Source organism: Spirochaetae bacterium HGW-Spirochaetae-1 (assembly GCA_002839375.1).
GTDB lineage: Bacteria > Spirochaetota > UBA4802 > UBA4802 > UBA5550 > PGXY01.
On the sequence record PGXY01000010.1, the window covers coordinates 378,846 to 396,370 of the forward strand.

The window sequence follows — 17,525 nt, forward strand, 5'->3', positions numbered from 1 at the left end:
GGTGTTTTTTAAATTCTGAAAGAAAAACATGTCCAACCTCTGATATACTATATTATTTTTGGTAAAAATTTCAATATGATACGCTTTTGACACTGATCAAAGGCTTGCCGACGGCGCTTCCAGTATGTGTATGCACATGGCTGCCTCTTCCTGTCCCAGGGCGCCGCCGCCGTTTTCTCCAAGGGCGATCCGGGCGCCCTGTACCTGGCGTTGTCCCGCCTTGCCGCGGAGTTGTGTCACCAGTTCATGTATCTGGGCAAGCCCCGAGGCCCCGATGGGATGCCCCCGTGATTCCAGGCCGCCGCTGGTGTTGATGGGAATCTTTCCACCGATTTTTGTGGCTCCTTTCTGGGCAAGTATTCCTCCTTCGCCCTCGGCACAGAAGCCCAGGGCCTCGGCCTGGTGAAGCTCGCCGTACGCCGAGGCGTCATGGACCTCGGCCAGGTGTATATCCTCCGGGCCCAATCCCGCCTTTTCATAGGCCTTTTTGCTCAGGCGCTCCCCTATATCGATACTATCGAATTCGCGTTCCCGGCCCGATCCAAGGATGGAGGATCGTATTTTTACGGCCTGGGACGACAGGCCCAGCCTGCGCACCGTTTCTCCATCGCAAAGGATGGCCGAAGCGGCACCGTCACCGATGGGGGCACACATGGCGCGCGTCAGGGGCCAGGTGACCATGCGGTCCGCCAGGACCTGTTCCGGTGATACAAGAAAATTATACTGGGCGTTGGGGTTCAGGGACGAATGGAAATGGTTTTTCGACGCGATAAGGGCCAACTGCTCCGGCGTGCTGCCGTATTTTTTCATATGCTGGCGCGCTGCGTAACCATACACGTCCATGAAGGGCGAATGGTCCGTTGCAAAGAGATTACGCATCTCCTTTACCGTTTCTGAACCAAGGTTTTCCGTGAGCCGGAGATATATCCTGAACATGTTTTTATAGTCAGTGATCCTGTCGCTCATGGTCTTTTTTTTCTTTTTCTGACCCGCCGGGGCCTTCGGTGCGTATTTTTTGATGTGTGCCGCCAGGTTCAGACGATCTTCATCGGTCATGCCGTATACGGAGATATTGGCGAGAATATTGTCAATATTCTCGATATCAAGCCCTCCCAGGAACCCGGCGAAAACCTTGTACTGGTTGGGATTATAAACTTTCTCGGCTCCCACGGCCATGGTTATGTCATAGAGGCCGCTGGCAACACCCATCCAGGCATGATGGAATGCCGTGGACCCGCCGGCGCAGGCGTTTTCCACGTTCGTCATGGGGATGGATTCGATTCCCAGGGGGCGCAGGGACACCTGGGCGCGGATACAGTCCTGGCCGGTACTGTATCCCCATCCGGAATTGGCGAACCACAGGGCCTCTATATCCTCTTTATCCAGGTTCGCTTCTTTTAGACAGGGAACGACCGTTTCCGCCGTAAGATCCTTTATACTTTTATTCAGATACTTGCCGAATCGGGTAGTATGAGCCGCAACAACATAAACATCTCTCATGAAAATCTCCGGGAAAGAAAAATTACCATTCTACTGAAGTGGTACGACGATTAGCAATAATCAGTCATTGCGGAAATGGTATATGATAAAGAAAGGGGTTGTCTTCTACAAAACAGAGAAAAGTGGTGCAAACTATATACTGTACATGTTTTATTAATCACCTGAGACGGTTTTTGAATGCAGGGACAAAGGAAAAATGGAATTTATCTTGCACAATTCGCGTTCATGCTGTTTCCTGATTCAGCGAGGATAATGATTATGGTCTGCGGTGAGTTACCACATGAAAAATAATTTTATAAGGGTAAAATCCCCGTTTATGACAGCTTTAACGGCCCTGTCACTGACTGCGCTGGTCATAACGGCATTTACCGCATGTGGGGAGAATGCCACAGCCCAGCCGGGCGTTATCGGCCTGCAGGGAAGCTGGAAAATAATAGAGGATAAGGGTGATGCCCCTGCCGCACCGGGTTTCAATGATTCCGGGGTCCGGGACATAACCATCCCGGGAAACTGGGATGAATTCCTTCAGAACAATGACAATCTTGCGGCAGACATTTGGCTCCGGAAGAAATTCATTCCCGGCAAGGAATTCTCGCATGAACTGCTCATTCTGTCTCTGGGGAATTTCGGTGTCGTTGACAGGGCCTATGTCAATGGACGGTGTATCGGCGGAAACGGCATGTTCCCCGAAGCAGGAAGGCCCCTTTCCTATCAGTATGCCTGGCATCGGGTGAGAAATTATCAGTTTGACTCTTCAATCCTTGACATTGATAAAGAGAATGTCATTGCAATCAGGGTGTATTCTCACGTGATAAACGGGGTGCAGGCCCGGCCCGCACTGTACACGCTTACGGCCTGGGACAAAGCGCGGTGGTTCTATGAATACCTGCCATCGCTGAATAATTCCGACCCCCTGTTCCTGTCAATTCTTCTTCTCATTCTTCTTTTTATAATAGTCAAGGGTATGGGCAACAGGGCAATGGCCCTCTACTCCCTGGCCTTCATTGCCGGGGTTTTCTGCGTGAACATGCTCATGATCGGATTCCCGCGATTTGAAAACAACATATACCGGTATAAGTATTTCCTGGGAATCTATGCCCTGGTGGATTTCACACTGCTTCTCCTGATACAGGAGTTCTTCAATATCAAGTCGCGGACGTTGACGGTCATAGCATTGGTTATACTCCTGGGTGTCATCTCGATCATATTATATGCACCCGAGACTCGGTTTCTTATCGGCTACGGGGGGCCCGTCACCACGGCGGCAATTATCTTTTATATATGTTCAGCAATGGGTGTGTTCATAACGGCACTGTACCGGGACCCCCGGCGCTACTGGTACCTGGTGATATGGGCTGCTGTCATCCTCGTATCGGTGACCAATACGCTGCACAGTCTCATTACTGGGAAGTATTACCTGCTTTCATTTTCATTTGCCGTAAGGCTTCCCATTATCCTGCTCGGGGCGGTACTGGTATATATTTTCGATCTGAAGAAAATTAAGAAGGAGCGTGATTCGCTCACCAAGATACTGCTGAAAAAAAACAAGGAATTGCAGAAGGCGAATAGGCTCATTCCCCGGGTGGAATCCCGGCCCGAACCACGGGATGCCATACATGATCTGGTTGAATATCTTGATACCAATTACAATGAGACCTATGACCGCAAGGCACTGGCCCAACAGTTCAGACTCAATGACGATTACATGGGCCAGCTCTTCAAAAAGGTGACGGGCACCAATATCGCCAATTACATCAACGGCCGCCGCATAGAGGCATCCATGCAGCTGCTGCGCGAGACCGACAGCAAGGTCATTGACATAGCCTTTCATGTGGGCTTTGATAATCTTACTTATTTTTACCGGCACTTTAAGAAGCATACGGGTTATTCGCCCGTGGAATACCGCCAGATCTCGGGCATGGCCACGGACATAAGAAAACATATGGATGACGATGATTAAAAACGGAGGAGTCTTGGAAAAGATATTTCTTGTCGCGCTGGGAGGCAGTCTCGGTGCGCTTTCACGATACGGCATTACCATTCTTTCTGCCCGGCTGTTTTCCGACAGGTTTCCCGCCGGAACCCTGATTGTGAATCTTACGGGCTGCTTCTTAATCGGGCTCATGTTTTCACTGGGCAGCGAGCGGAATATCATAAGCCCACTGTTCCGCCTGTTTTTCATCACGGGCTTTCTCGGGGCTCTCACCACCTTTTCAACATATGGGATCGAAAGCGTTAATTTCGCCCGGAACGGGATGCTCGATGTTTCTTTGCTGAATATCTTGCTGAATAACATTGCGGGTTTTCTACTTGTCTTTATGGGACTATGGGCGGGCAGATCAATATAGGAGGAGCTACATGCCATTGCGATATAACGTAATTGAAATATTCACCAGCGAGGAAATCCGTTATAAAGGAAAAGCGGCGTATTCCGCTGTGATCGATTATGTGAGGGATTTGAAAATTGCTGCACGCTGCATAGTCACCAAGGCTTTCGCGGGCTGCTACGAAAACGGTGAGCTGGTAAGTACCAATATTGAAGTGCTTTCCTTCAACCTGCCGCTGAAAATTGAGATCATACTGCCTGCCCTGGAAGTGGAAAGGGTAGTGTCCGCCGTTGAAGAGATCATTACCGACGGTATCGTCATCGTCAGGGACATGGATGTTCGCCTTCACATGACGAGCAGCAGGCTTATTCCACGGCAGATCAGGGTAAATGACGTCATGACGCCGTCTCCAACATGTGTTGCTGTATCGGCCACGGTGGGTGAAATTATCAAGCTGCTGCTGCATTCGGATTTCAATGCGATTCCAGTTATAGACGCCGACAGCCGTCCCGTGGGCATCATAACCCAGGGCGATCTCATTGCACGGGCCGGAATGCCCGTACGCCTCGGCCTGCTTTCCGGTCTGGAGGGAGAAAAAACCGATGCATACCTGGAAACAATTTCCAGGAAAACCGCCGGGGATATCATGTCGAAACCGGTGATTACCGTATCCCGGGAAATAACGCTTGGGGAAGCCGTTGATGAAATGCTGAAAGTCAATTATAAAAGAATGCCCGTTGTTGATGCCCGTGGCCGTCTCGTCGGTATTCTTGCCCGTTTTGATATCTTTAATTCTATCGCTCAGGAATCTCCCGACTGGAACAGCGTAAAATCACAAAAGATGAAAGTAGGGAATATACATTATGTCGCCGACGTCATGCGCTGCGATCCCGATACGGTAAAACCCGATACGCCCGTAAACGAGATAATCAGGATTATCAACGCCAGGAAAGTACAGAGAGTGGCCGTCGTCGACGACGTTGGTCGTTTGATCGGCCTGGTATCGGACCGCGTTCTGCTCGGCGCCTTTGCAAATAACCAGGCCGGCGTATGGGATTACCTCATGGCGAAAATGCCCTTTAAGGAAATGGCCGACAGGCACAAAGAACTTATCAGGCAGACGACCATGAAGACGGCATCGGATGTAATGAAGACCGATGTAATCACCGTCAGGGAAAACACGCGCATCGATGAAGCCGTAAGGCTCATGGCCGGAAGGGGGATAAAACGGCTCCCGGTACTTGACGCCGAAGGAAAATTCAAGGGCATGATAAGCCGCGATTCCGTTTTGCGTGCGGGATTGAAAAAATGATAACAGTCTGCAAGTGGAGACAGATATCAGTGGAAGGAATTTTCCGTATTATGAAGGGTGACCATGAATAATTCTCCCATGGTTGTAGTACAGTGCTGGGACGATGGCGTGACCACGGACGCGCGGCTCGCTGATATCCTCCGCCGGCACGGGGCCCGGGCCACGTTCAACCTCTGCGCCGGTCTCCATGAGAAACATCGCTCGTTCGGCTGGATATATCAGGACACCGAAGTCTTCAGGCTCGGATGGAACGAGGTCAGGGACGTATACGCGGGCTTTACCATAGCCAATCACGGCCTGACGCATCAGCGCCTCGATCAAGTTGATATGGATACTGCCAGGCATGAAATTGTCCAGGGCAGGGAGGTCCTGCAGCAGTATTTCCGACAGTCCGTGCGGGGATTTGCCTGGCCCTTCGGGGCCTATAATGAAGGGGGCATGGACCTGGTCCGGGAAGCGGGTCATGTGTATGCCCGCACCGCTGAAAGTTCCGATTATCCCTGGCCCCCGGAAAATGCCATGGCCTTTCATCCCAGCTGCCATTTTCTTGCGCCCGACCTGTGGGAGCGATACGAGCAGGCAAAGAAGCGCGGGGTCTTCTATTTCTGGGGGCACTCCTACGAGATGACCAGGGACGCCATGTGGATTGATTTTGAGAAAATCGTGGAAAGAATCACTGCCGACCGGGAATCATGCTGGGGCGAGGTAGCGGATTTGTTTGACGGCACCGTGTGCAGAGAACAGGGCTGACCTGTCACATTGAACCGGGGTCATAGCATTATCGATTACGAAGAAACTGATAAATAGTGAGGAGAAATGCCACGATTGAGGTAATGTTGATTATTGGATCGTAAATATATTCATATTCCAGCAGGCCCAGAGTTACAAGAATGGCCAGAATGAAAAAGCCAAGGATGAGGATAATTCTATCGATCATGCTTTAGAATTATGGTCCAGTTTCTCGTCAATATGCTTATTGATCTGCCGAACCATGATGTTCATGGCAGAGGATACAATAAGATATAGCGAACAGGCAATGCCAAGTATAAGGAGTATCTTAGAGAGCATGTTATTTTATCACCTCAAATCTTATTGAATAATATATCTATAAAATTTATGGCAATGTCAAGCATTAATTGTTACAGAGGTACTGCCTTGCCCCGGACATTTCTAAACTAGTATACATGAAACTCCCTGAATGAGCTGTTAAAATACGACGATATTCGCATATATATATATTCCCGTGTCAGTAAAAATAATAGTAAAATAAAAAATTTATTGTCAGCAGCGAATTTATCGTGAAAGATTAAACATTGCAGAAGAATGAAGCATATCCAGTCATTTTGTTATACGGAGGTATTATTATATGGGAGAAGAGAGAAAGATCAATCGATGGGACAGGCGCAGGGCGAATAAAAGACTGCGGAGATTAAAAGATTCGGAGAAATATAAAAAAATAGAGAGCAGCCTTGATACGGTCAACATCAGGCTGCCGGAGCTGACGGAAAAACAGAAAAAAGAGATCGAAGGTGATCTTATCAAAAAGAGGAAATAAACTATATCAAAAACGATAAGACCCTTCAGGGGCACGACATGCCGTTGCCCCCGAAGGGCTGTAATCTGCCTGTTGTATCAATCCACCTCGCCGTCATCAAATACGATGGTGGCTCCGCCGACGTTGATGACGTCACCCGGTTCAAGTACCCTGCTTTTTACCCGCTTGTTGTTGACCTTGAAATCACCGTCTCCGGCGATCGTATATTTTTTCTTTTTATTGTCGAAGGTGATAGTGGCGTGCTTCTCCTCTATCTGCGTGATGCCGCTCATAATGGTCATGTCCGCACCCTTGGAAGCGCCGATGATGGTCTGGCCCTTGTTCAGCGTGAATGACTTTGTCACTGCCCTGGCCGTGCCCGGATTTAATACCTCTATATTCGCGGCCCCCTTTTTTTTCTCGAACCTGATTTTCGACAGGAGCCACAGCAGCAATACTGCCAGGAGGAAGGGCACGAGCAGCAGGATGCTGAAATTTTTAAGCGGAAGCCCGAATACGGTGCTTGAGAAATAGAAGCGGACACCCTGGATCGGCCCATTGTCCGAGGCGTATCGTATCTTCACGTATTTTTTGTCGGCCGGGTCCATCGTCGCGGAATAGGTAATCAGGTACTCATTCAGGATCTGGCCCACGATTTTCGAGTATACCAGGGCGAGTTCACTTCCGTCACCGGCATCGAACATCGCTCCGCCGGTCTGGAGAGCGATGTCTTTCAGGTGTATGTCCTTGCGTTCGCCGCCCCGTCCGAAATTGATGGCAAAGACGCTTATTCCTTCTTGCTGACAATCGCGTATGGGCTCAGTGTATGAATAGATTTTGGTGCCGAAATCCCGGTGCGGTTTCCCCGTATATTTATAGAAGGGCCTGTTCTCTCCGTCGGAGAGTATGAGTATGGCCTTGCGTCCTTTTATTGACCTGAATTCATCGACGGCACGGCTGAGGCTTGCGTATATCTCGGTATGCCCTTCTTCCCCCACAGGCATCCTGATTTGTCCCAGGAGGCTCTCTATCCTCGCTTTGTCAGACACGGGACTGGAAAAAGATTCATAATATGAATTGTACGAGGCGAGTCCCACCCTGTCACGGGGATTGGTCATGCTTTGCAGGAACGTTGAAATGGCCGTCTTGGCGTGTCTGAACTTCATGTCGGCCTGATTGCGGGTCAGTCTCTGCTGCATGTCAAGGTACATGCTTCCCGAGTTGTCGATGAGGAGCAGAAAGTATATACCATCCTCGTAGTTTGCCATTGTCTGAAAATCTTTGATCTCGGGAATGGGCCTGAAGCTGTCTCCATCGGCCGATTCGAAAACGGTGAACTTGTCCTTGCCGATATTTCTTATGGGCGCGCCATCTCTGTCCGTTACGCTTACGTATACCTTTACATCCTGCTTGAAGAGGAGCATGGACGGATCTATCTGTGAAATGCGGATAGTCTCGCCGTGCGAGGATGTCCAGGGTGCCAGCAGCGCCATAAGCGCCGCGGATATGATTGCTTTTTTTCCTGTTTTCATGGGCCGCTCCTATTTGTACTGGTACAGCAGTTTCGCTGAACCGATTTTAATGACGTCCTCGTATTTCAGCATATGTTCGTTCACGGGATCGTCGTTCACAAGGATACTGCCATCGCCGGCCTTTGCTATGAATACATCGTCTTTTTTTATACTCACAAGCGCGTGGTTGTCCGATATGTTGTGATATCCTTCCAGCCTGATATCGTTTTTTTCCAGGGCGCCTATCCTGATCTTCTTCTGGTTTATCAAAAATTCTCTGCCTTTAAACCGCCCGTTTAAAAGCGTCAGCACCCCATAGGAGAGGCGCATCTCCACAAAGCCGTAAAAGAGTCCGATGAAAAGGCCGAATATAAGCAGTCCCAGGAGCCTGGCGAAGACGGTCCCGGGGAAGGCTATCCTGAAATATTCCAGAGCGAGCCCGCCGGCGAATCCCCCCGATATGCCGCCGATCATGCCGATCCTGATTTTATTCCACGAGCCCGAACGTACTCCGTCGACCATGCCTATGAACAGACCCAGGAATGCCCAGCCTATGGCGCGCGATATGGGCATACCCACGGTATTAAACTTCTTCATTGAATGGATGAGATATTCGCCGGTTATAAACAGGGCCGCCTGGCCGATGAAAAAACCGGCGGCGCCGCCCAGGGCCCCGATGACCATCCCCCGTGTCACACCCGTTATTATGCTTCGGCGGTGCGACATGATAATGCCGTCGCCGCTTCCGAAAAAGCCGCCGAGAAAAATTCCGAAGACGGCACCGAGGAAAATCGAGAATACCAGGTATGACGGAAAATCGGCTTGAAACAGCAGGGTTGTCTCGGCAGCGGGCCACGCGGCAAGTCCGGCCAAAAGGCCCACCAGGCACAGAAAGATCCTTCTCTTGATTGAAGACATATCTCGCTCCTTGTTATTGGTTTGGGCTAAAAAACATTGAATTCAATAGTATTATTTTCCATGTTCACGTTGACGATTACACGGGTATTTTTTGTTGAATTGATCTGAATTGATTCGGTTTTTATAATACCTTTCTTCCGCGCCGTGATGTAGTAGCTGTTCGGCGGGAGCACTATGCGCCGTACCTCCGGTGAAAGCTTGTCGAGTTTTACAATTCTGGCAGTAGAGCCGCCTTCAATATAATAGGGGTTATTGTTGATAAGCACTTCGACATCGGGCTCGCTTGACCTGATAAGCAGGATTCCGGGGAAGGGAGCAATCTCGGCCTGGATATCGATCTGAGCCTGGTGCGGGAGCACGTCTATGCTGACGGTACGGTTGTAGTAGTTGGTCTTGGTAAAGTTGAAAATATATTTCTTGCCGCTTACAAGGAAATCTTTGGATTCCGGTTTATCGATAAAATCCTGCCACTTTACCCATCGGCCGCCATAATTTATGAAACAGTTTGTTTCATCAGTGATGATCCTGCCCGAGCTTGAGTCGCTCACTGCACAGGTTATGGAGACGGGCATGGCGGCGAGGGGAGTGTGATCTATGGTGATTACCCTGGCGTTGTAATGTTCATCTTCGGTCTTCTGTACCGCGCGCGGTTTAAGAAAAAAATCACGCTGGTAAATCCTGTTGTCTATGTCGACCATGAGCCGGTAAGAACCGGTCGGCAAATACATTCTCGCCGATGTATAGGCAACTGCCGCTTTATCTTCATTCATAGTACCGGGGGTGAACTCAAGAACTCCGTTCTCCACGGGCGTATATCCCTGAGGTCCGCGCACCAGCAGATTTCCGCGTATATAACGCGCAGCGCCGTTCTTTTCCGCCGTGTTTATTTTAATCTTGGCACGCAGGGCTCCGAATTCATCGGCTTTGTAAAACTCATGGTGATATCCCTTCTTGCAGACGTAGAAACCTATGGCCGCTGATATCGCGGCAAAGAGGCAGAGTGCGGCCGCAATCTTCAGTACGCTGCGTACGGGTGATATGGCGCTTGCGGTCGCTTTGCTTTTTTTTGATTTCTTTGAGTCGGCGGTTTTTCCCTGGATAAAAAGGCGGATGGTTTCGTCTATCATTTCCTGGCTTTTATATTTCTTAAGCTGGACTGACAGTATTCTGATTATCTCCTCTAAATCTTTGTATCTTTTTTTGATTTTATGATGCATGGCTTTTTTGATAATGCGGCCCGTCAGCGAAGTGACCTTCGGGTTCACTTTCGAGGGCCTGGTATACTTGCCCTTTTGTATGCGGTTGATATTTTCCGAGGATATGTCGCCGGGATAGGGGCATTTTCCCGTCACCATCTCATACAGCACGACCCCCATGGAGTAGATATCGGCCCGTTTGTCCACATTCCTGGTGTCGGTGATCTGCTCCGGTGACATATAGGCCGGTGTTCCCAGGGTCATCTCCCTGGTCAGATACTTGTCGTGAAATTCCTTGGATGTGGCGATCCCGAAATCGGTCAGTTTCACAACACCCTCTCTGGAGATTAAAACATTGGCCGGTTTGATATCCCTGTGGATCACGTCCTTGTCGTGGGCGTATTTCAGCGCCCCGGCTATCCGGTAAAATATGAGCAGGGCGATCTCGTTGGGCAGATACCTGTTTTTTTCTATCAGGGCATCGAGGGATATGCCATCGACATATTCCATAACGATGTAGTAGGAGGGCCCTTCCTTGAAATGGTCGAAGACCTGTACTATGTTGTCATTGCGAAAATCGATCTGGAGCTGGGCCTCTCTCTTGAATCTTTCAATGACCGAATTTTTGGCGTTGAAGGTGAGGCGCTTCAAAATGACGTCCTTGTTCAGGGTCGGGTGCCTGGCCTTCAATATCTCGCCCATTCCTCCCCTGGCTATTCTTTCCGTTACCGTATATTTACCGACCTTTGTTTTCATGCTTCTCCCTGTTGTACGGTTATTACAGCCCGTAATAATCGTCGAGTATCTGCGAAATGGAATTGTCAATCTCCATGATATCTTCTTCCAGTTTAATATTCCTCATCGGATCAATTTTTGCAATAATAAATTTATCGGGATTGTTAATCTGGATATATTTCCCGTCGGCCCGTTTTTCATAGAGTGAGTCGATGGGCCTGTGGCCGCCGAAATAGAGACCGCTCCCGGCGTCAATTCCCAGGTGCTCAGCCATCATAAATGCGACGCTCCCGTATTCAGCAGCGTCGTTATCGGTCCAGGTGAGTCCTTCCACCACTGCGGGATGAGCCCGGTAGTTGATTATTTCCTCGCGGGAATAATGGCCTGCCGGTTCTGCGTGCGAAGCAAGAAATCCATTACCCGCGACCAGAAGCGGCAGGTTTCTTTCAAATTGATAATAGCTGCTGATGAAATCCGGTCCGTAAAATAGTTCCAGGTATGACGAAACCATGTTTCCTTCGAAGGCGTACTTTATATAGGGATGGTTGCCGTTGCCCTCTTCATTGGTAATATTTTCATGATTTCCTTTCAGGAAATGGAAATTTTCCGGAAACTCGGTTTTGAGGCGCATTACTATCTCCATGACACCCAGGCTTTCGCGCATTTCATCATCCATGTTCCGGTGCTCGCGGTAATTGTTGACAAATTCTCCCACCGCGGCGTTCCAGCGATCATAGGCACGGCCCTCGGAATGCATACCGTCGCCCAGGCATATAAGCTGGATTTCGTTTTTAAAAAGGCGATCCAGTACGCTTGTTCCATCGTCATCCCTGCGCAGCAGCACACTCAGAAGAAAATCCATCCTGGCGTGTATGTCCGGGACCAGTATGCTCGGCAAAACGCGGTTTAAATAGATGATACCGCCGGGAAGACCTTCATTATCGCGCGGCCGTATCAGGGGATCTTCACGAGTGAACTGATTATTGGTTTCCTCGATCAGCCTGATCATATGAGACGCATCGGGAGGATGATCCCGTTCGTATATATCGATTAGTTCTTTTTCAAACCGGGTATATATCATTTCTGTCAGTGCTTAGTCTGTTATGTTTTCCGTAACACATCGATTCATGGTCATGAGCTTCACGGTCGGGCCGCGTGGCGGCAAAAAATCATAGCGGGACTTGCCGTAACTCTTTCGTTTCTCGCCAATGGAACTTCAGGAGTATTATGGGAATATCCCGCTCCGTCGAACATGCAATCGGCACGGTATACGGCAAGTCTGCTATATTTTTTAAACCGTGTGTTAGTCGCTGATGACCGTTTTGTTGATTTCAGAGAATTTATTGGATATAATCATTGTTGCCCTGGACAGTGCTTTTGTTTCCTGTTTCGCGTTTACCGGGTTTTTACACAGGGCGATTTTATATGCCGCCGAGGTCATTTGAACCGGGCCTTTTTCAAACTCTATCTCTTCGTCAATGAACACGTCTCCGCCGAGTATGGAATCTTCTTTTGTGGCGGCCTCGGGAACATCCTTTCGCAGGCCGATGCTTACGTATTCAACCTTCCTGCCCTGTTCCGAAAGAGGGCCTATGTTAACCAGGGAGCCCGAGTAGGTAAGGACCAGGACACCGTGCGTATCATCCTTGGCCAGCATGTCGACCTCTTCCATTTCGAGCCTTTCTATTTCTGATTCAAATGCTTCCTTTTTTTTGAGCCAGGCCTCGGACATTATGTCCAGCGATTCCGGTGTGTCGGGCAGTCCCGATGTTTTAAAGATGTCCTTGATGTGCTCCTGGATGTTCTGAGGTATTTGTTCAAAATGTTCTCCCATAATTTCCTCCTGATTAAAATAATTTATTTTTTTGTACAGGCACGAGTGATTAAAAAAATCATTCAATATACGGAGAAATCAGGTTCAAGTCAACAAACGAGTTAAAAAAAATGAATATTCCAAATAAATTATATCGTGTTCATGACAAAATATTGAAATTACGGGGAATATTTACTATATATGAATGATTCATTTACTACAGTATTTTCCAATTTCACTGTCAAAGGGGCATATATGGAAAAAGTGATCAACACCCTGCCGGAACATATTCAGGTTCACCTGCGTGAAATACTGCATACTTCCGGGCTTCCCGATACCGGGGAATCGCTGGAGGCCATTGCAAAAAACTGGATTGATAAAATGAATTTATTCCAGGGACAGATCAAATCCCTGGATATGATCGAAACCGGCGTGTTCACCGCCGATGATCCCAGGGGAGCGCTGGCGCTTACCTATTCCGGCTCTCTCATCAGCCTGGGGCCGTCGCGCGACGGACTTCGCTGGATGGAGTATCACAGCATAAAACTGCGGGCCGATGTGCCGGAGATCTTAAAAACCCCGGAGGCAAAAATCAAGGCCGATACGGGAACGGACAAAATACTGGAGTTCGAATCGGGTGTCATCAAGAGCACATCGGCTCTTTACCGGATTGCGGTATGCCGCGACGATGTGAGGCCTGAAGAGCAGGAAATGAGAATACGCGAGGCGGTGCTGTTTCTGACCAACGGCTTTGTTAAAATCAATATGTCCCTCGCTATCAACAGGGATCTGGAAGATGTGCAGTTCACGATGAAATCCATAATCCAGCAGGTGGCGGCCCGGAACGATATCACCCTCAGGAAAGCACGGCAGATTATCGATGATTACCTGATCATACTGGAAAGCGGCATGCTACTCGGCGAGAGGGTGCCCCTGGGCAGGCTGGGCAGGCTCTATCTCAAGATGCAGCCGGCACGCAAGGCGCGCATGGGGAAAAACTTCAGCGGTGAGGAAGTGATGATTAAGGCCAGGCCGGCAATGCCGGCGCCCAGGATGTCGTTCAGCAGCCGGATGAAGGAGCGCGCCGCAGTCGTGGAACCGGCACTGGACAATCAAGTGGACGGGGACACTGATAATGATGACGATAAATATTAAATCTAAGCTCCGGAATAATGGTCATGTTATTTTTCTGCTGAGTGGGGAGAGAGACCGCGGAGAACTTCAGTGATATACTTTTTATCGCCTTTGCCTGATGCGACGCGCATCATCATGGCATACAGCCTGTCTGAAGGGTCGTCGATCGTTATACCGTTGAAGTCAAGGAAAACCAGACCGGCTGCCAGTGCGGTGCGCTTGTTTCCATCGAGAAAGGGGTGGTTCTGTGCTATGTGAAATATATAGGCGGCTGCCATTTCAAAGATATCATTTTGGAGATACTTTCCGTCAAAAGTTGATCGTGGAATAGCCATGGCCGAGCTTAAAAGTGTAATGTCACGGATGCCTGTTTCCCCGCCGTATAGTGAAACCTGGTTTCCGTGAATTTCAATTAGCTCTGCCAGTGTAAGAAAGTTTATTTCAGGCTGTTTCATTTTGCGAGTTTCTTGAGGGTGGCTGAATGTTTACTGTTGATTTTATCAAGGGAAGCTTTGAGCCTGTTCAACCTTTCCCTGTCTTTTACGGGTGAGAGTATAATGCTGCTCCCATCGGTTGACATTTCCAGCAGGGAATCGCTATCGATATCCAGCAGTTCCATTACGGGCTTATCGATTATTACCGCTGAGCTGTTCCCGTGCTGTATTATTTTCTTTATCATGTAAAGCCTCCAAGTATGTATACACAATATAGATACATTGATTCGGGCAGTCAAGCAAATATTCCGGTTACCTCCTCAATTGAAAGAAAAAATCCACTTCCCATCGTTCATGAATTCCGCAATTCATCCCCCTGAAAGTTCATATTTTGAAAGATCGTTGCCTCAATGCGGCTATTGGCAGGCTGCCGCCTGCGGGCAGGTCTTGACCTGCCCGGCAGGCGCGCCCAATCCGGTTCACCTGTCGGCGGGGGTGGCCGTTACCGCCTCACCGGCGCGCAGGCGCGGGAAATTCACCTTGAAGAAAAGGTTGTAGCCCGAGATGTTCCCGGCGCGAGCCGCTTCCTCCCAGGATTGGCGCTGTTCTCCATTGAGCCCTTTCCATGCCGCTGCCGTTTCCCTGAAGCAGGAGCGGATCTTCACCTGCGCTTCCGTGTTCGGCTGGCGGGGAATGCCCTTTCTCCGTACATAGGTTCCGCCGTTCCTGCGGACAAAGACAAGGTCTCCGATCTGTTTTGAAAAGCCGGTAAATACGGGATTGAGTTTAACATCAGCCATAGCTGGCCTCCTGTTATTGAGAAGTTACGGGGATGGGCGTCGTGCGCTCCATGTCTCCCGTGTGGTTATCTATAATACGAAGGGCCTTCGGGTGGATTAAAAAGATTTTTGGGAAAAATATTTTTAATCCGAAAAAAATTTTTTGGGGGTTTCGGCAGGGACCCTGCCTGGGTTTGTGTCCCGGGGAGGCGCTTCCATGCGCCGTCCTCGGCCGCCATACAGCAGCGGGAGCGTCCATGCTCCCGCTAAATGAAGGGTTGGGCTTCCGGCAGAAAATTTTTTAAACCTTGAACTGTTTCTGCACCTTCCACGGCTGCTACAAGGCTCGTTGTGTTATACCTGTATTATACCTGTGTTATATCTGTAGGGTTTCCGTGGGAAGGGGAAACGGTGGAATGGTATGAAAATTTTTATATAATTGCTCCACAGTAGGGTAAAGAACTTGACTTATTGACTGTTATATCCCGGTATTGAATAAAAGTTCACTGCCGTGAGGGGGTGATTACCGTTACCCACAGTGGGTGGGGATTGTGACCGGTACACGCGGTCGGGGGTATATCCCGGGTGTCCGGGGTCCTCGGGTGAGGATTTAGGACCGTTACCCACGGTTGGGGGAAGATTGTGACCGTTATCCACGGTCGGGGGTATACCCAGGGTGTCCGGGGTCCTCGGGTGAGGATTTAGGACCGTTACCCACGGTTGGTGGGGATGTCCCGGGGGGCCGGGACTGGCTCCTTTGCCGAAGGGGCGCGACGCGGCGCCCCTCCGGCGCCACCCCCGCGGTCGCTCAAACGCCGCGACGGGCTGGGACTTATAGTATAAGGTAACTTGCGCTGTGCGGTCTGCGGACGCATCCTGCTTGTCCTCGACCGCAGCCCAGCAGCTCACACATCCGTGTGTTCGCTGTCGGGTTGGAGATCATGTTCAGATGATGTATGACTCAGATACATGAGAGGAATAAATGGCAACTTTTAAAGATGTAGCAGTTAAGATACTGAGGAAAACACCAAAGCCTTTATCCCCAAAGGAAATAACAGAGATCGCTCTTGAGGAAGGCCTGCTGGAAACCGAAGGGAAGACTCCTGAAGCAACTATGGCGGCGCACATCTATACCGACATTAAAAAAAATATTGATACTCCTTTTATCAAAGTAGGGCGGGGCCGATTTTCATTGAAAGAGATGAAGGGGCATATTGATTCACCGGACTTACTTATCGAGAAGCAAAATGAAATTGTCAGAAAGGAACTTAAAGAAAAGCTCCATGAAATGGACCCCTTTGTTTTTGAATATCTCGTAGGGGATTTATTGACCAAAATCGGATATGAAAACGTACAGGTGACAAAGAGTACCGGTGACGGCGGCATAGATATAAACGCCAATCTTACGGTAGGCGGCGTTACCAATGTTAAGACTATTATTCAGGTAAAACGATTCAAGAGCAATATCGATGTGAAAATAATACGGGAACTCAGGGGTAGCGCCGAAGTGGACCAGCGCGGCCTGGTGATAACTACGTCAAAATTTGCCAAGGGGGCCATTGAGGAATCACAGGCACCGAATAAAATGCCCGTTTCACTGGTGGACGGGGAGAAACTTATTGATCTCATGTTTCAATATGGCGTTGGCATTAAGAAAGAAGAGATGGTGATATACACTCTTGATCATGACTATTTTGAGAATGAAGTGGGTGCGTCAACAGAATCATTACAAACCGACAAAGGCAGATCAGTATGGCCACTTCCCGGTGGAATTAATAGTTATATTGCAACACTCGATCTTTATTTGCAATCGATAAAGAAAGGCATCAACACGAAAACTGCTATTATAAAATGGTTCATTGATACTTATGAAAATGTAACCAGTGAAAAAACCGCCTATGGATACTCCGGCGTTCCGAGAAGTATGGGACTCATAGAGGTCAGAGATGGCGTTTATAAACTCACAGAAGATGGTGAGAGATATCTTGGATCAAAAGATATTGAATTTTTATATGACACAATAAACAAAAATATCTTCGGATTTGAGGAGATAGTACAGTTTATTCAATCCACCGACGAGCCACAGACTGACCTGGACATTCTGGATTATTTAAACGAGAACCATAATGTGGGATGGACTACTGGCGTGCAGGTGACTTATAGATTGATGTGGCTGGTGAATTTGGGGAAGATCAGGAAGGTGGATGGAGGATTCGTTATTAATTGAGTCATGCAAAATTAAATAAAATTAAAACTTAGATTCAACAATTAAGTGCAACACCTTTCTTCAAAAACAATTCCATCGGTGTTGAAAAATCAAGCCGTTTTCTCG

The 17,525-nt window shown here is 48.9% G+C and carries 17 protein-coding genes; 8 read left to right on the forward strand and 9 right to left on the reverse strand.

Annotated elements, in window-relative coordinates:
• Window positions 1–96: 96 nt before the first annotated feature.
• Window positions 97–1,500 carry a thiolase gene (locus tag CVV44_20705; protein PKL35937.1) on the reverse strand — a complete coding sequence of 468 codons (1,404 nt, stop codon included), beginning with the start codon at window positions 1,498–1,500 and terminating at the stop codon, window positions 97–99.
• 280 nt (window positions 1,501–1,780) lie between these two features.
• Here CVV44_20705 and CVV44_20710 point away from each other — a divergent pair, with 280 nt between their 5' ends.
• From CVV44_20710 to CVV44_20730, 5 genes are all read left to right on the forward strand, one after another.
• Window positions 1,781–3,460: a hypothetical protein gene (locus CVV44_20710; protein PKL35938.1), complete on the forward strand. Its 1,680-nt coding sequence runs from the start codon at window positions 1,781–1,783 to the stop codon at window positions 3,458–3,460.
• Between the two features lie 13 nt (window positions 3,461–3,473).
• Window positions 3,474–3,848 (forward strand): fluoride efflux transporter CrcB, encoded by a 375-nt coding sequence (locus CVV44_20715; protein PKL35965.1) that lies wholly within the window; start codon window positions 3,474–3,476, stop codon window positions 3,846–3,848.
• A 10-nt stretch (window positions 3,849–3,858) separates the two neighbouring features.
• The gene (locus tag CVV44_20720) at window positions 3,859–5,139 is read left to right on the forward strand and encodes a histidine kinase (protein PKL35939.1); all 1,281 of its coding nucleotides are present in this window, start codon (window positions 3,859–3,861) and stop codon (window positions 5,137–5,139) included.
• A gap of 63 nt (window positions 5,140–5,202) precedes the next feature.
• The gene (locus CVV44_20725) at window positions 5,203–5,889 is read left to right on the forward strand and encodes a hypothetical protein (GenBank protein ID PKL35940.1); all 687 of its coding nucleotides are present in this window, start codon (window positions 5,203–5,205) and stop codon (window positions 5,887–5,889) included.
• 616 nt (window positions 5,890–6,505) lie between these two features.
• Window positions 6,506–6,694, forward strand: a complete 189-nt coding sequence (locus CVV44_20730; GenBank protein PKL35941.1) for a hypothetical protein — start codon at window positions 6,506–6,508, stop codon at window positions 6,692–6,694.
• A gap of 77 nt (window positions 6,695–6,771) precedes the next feature.
• Here the strand turns inward: CVV44_20730 and CVV44_20735 are convergent, their stop codons facing one another.
• From CVV44_20735 to CVV44_20755, 5 genes are all read right to left on the reverse strand, one after another.
• Window positions 6,772–8,205, reverse strand: a complete 1,434-nt coding sequence (locus tag CVV44_20735; GenBank protein ID PKL35942.1) for a hypothetical protein — start codon at window positions 8,203–8,205, stop codon at window positions 6,772–6,774.
• A 9-nt stretch (window positions 8,206–8,214) separates the two neighbouring features.
• The gene (locus CVV44_20740) at window positions 8,215–9,102 is read right to left on the reverse strand and encodes a phosphopeptide-binding protein (GenBank protein PKL35943.1); all 888 of its coding nucleotides are present in this window, start codon (window positions 9,100–9,102) and stop codon (window positions 8,215–8,217) included.
• 26 nt (window positions 9,103–9,128) lie between these two features.
• On the reverse strand, window positions 9,129–11,054 hold the full coding sequence (locus tag CVV44_20745; GenBank protein PKL35944.1) for a serine/threonine protein kinase: 1,926 nt from the start codon (window positions 11,052–11,054) through the stop codon (window positions 9,129–9,131).
• A gap of 22 nt (window positions 11,055–11,076) precedes the next feature.
• Entirely contained in the window at window positions 11,077–12,114 is a 1,038-nt protein-coding gene (locus CVV44_20750) for a hypothetical protein (protein ID PKL35945.1), read from the reverse strand.
• 222 nt (window positions 12,115–12,336) lie between these two features.
• On the reverse strand, window positions 12,337–12,867 hold the full coding sequence (locus tag CVV44_20755; protein PKL35946.1) for a hypothetical protein: 531 nt from the start codon (window positions 12,865–12,867) through the stop codon (window positions 12,337–12,339).
• A gap of 180 nt (window positions 12,868–13,047) precedes the next feature.
• Here CVV44_20755 and CVV44_20760 point away from each other — a divergent pair, with 180 nt between their 5' ends.
• Window positions 13,048–14,001: an HU family DNA-binding protein gene (locus CVV44_20760; GenBank protein PKL35947.1), complete on the forward strand. Its 954-nt coding sequence runs from the start codon at window positions 13,048–13,050 to the stop codon at window positions 13,999–14,001.
• Between the two features lie 26 nt (window positions 14,002–14,027).
• Here CVV44_20760 and CVV44_20765 read toward each other — a convergent pair whose 3' ends face one another.
• The 3 genes from CVV44_20765 to CVV44_20775 form a co-directional block, all read right to left on the reverse strand.
• Window positions 14,028–14,435, reverse strand: coding sequence for a type II toxin-antitoxin system death-on-curing family toxin (locus tag CVV44_20765; protein ID PKL35948.1), 408 nt, complete (start codon window positions 14,433–14,435; stop codon window positions 14,028–14,030).
• Window positions 14,432–14,659 carry an AbrB family transcriptional regulator gene (locus tag CVV44_20770; GenBank protein PKL35949.1) on the reverse strand — a complete coding sequence of 76 codons (228 nt, stop codon included), beginning with the start codon at window positions 14,657–14,659 and terminating at the stop codon, window positions 14,432–14,434. The genes CVV44_20765 and CVV44_20770 overlap by 4 nt, the downstream gene beginning before the upstream one ends.
• Before the next feature lie 234 nt (window positions 14,660–14,893).
• Window positions 14,894–15,214, reverse strand: coding sequence for a hypothetical protein (locus tag CVV44_20775; GenBank protein ID PKL35950.1), 321 nt, complete (start codon window positions 15,212–15,214; stop codon window positions 14,894–14,896).
• Window positions 15,215–15,246: 32 nt separating this feature from the next.
• Here CVV44_20775 and CVV44_20780 point away from each other — a divergent pair, with 32 nt between their 5' ends.
• Both CVV44_20780 and CVV44_20785 read left to right on the forward strand, forming a co-directional pair.
• Window positions 15,247–15,498 carry a hypothetical protein gene (locus tag CVV44_20780; GenBank protein ID PKL35951.1) on the forward strand — a complete coding sequence of 84 codons (252 nt, stop codon included), beginning with the start codon at window positions 15,247–15,249 and terminating at the stop codon, window positions 15,496–15,498.
• A gap of 677 nt (window positions 15,499–16,175) precedes the next feature.
• On the forward strand, window positions 16,176–17,420 hold the full coding sequence (locus tag CVV44_20785; GenBank protein ID PKL35952.1) for a hypothetical protein: 1,245 nt from the start codon (window positions 16,176–16,178) through the stop codon (window positions 17,418–17,420).
• Window positions 17,421–17,525: the final 105 nt, after the last annotated feature.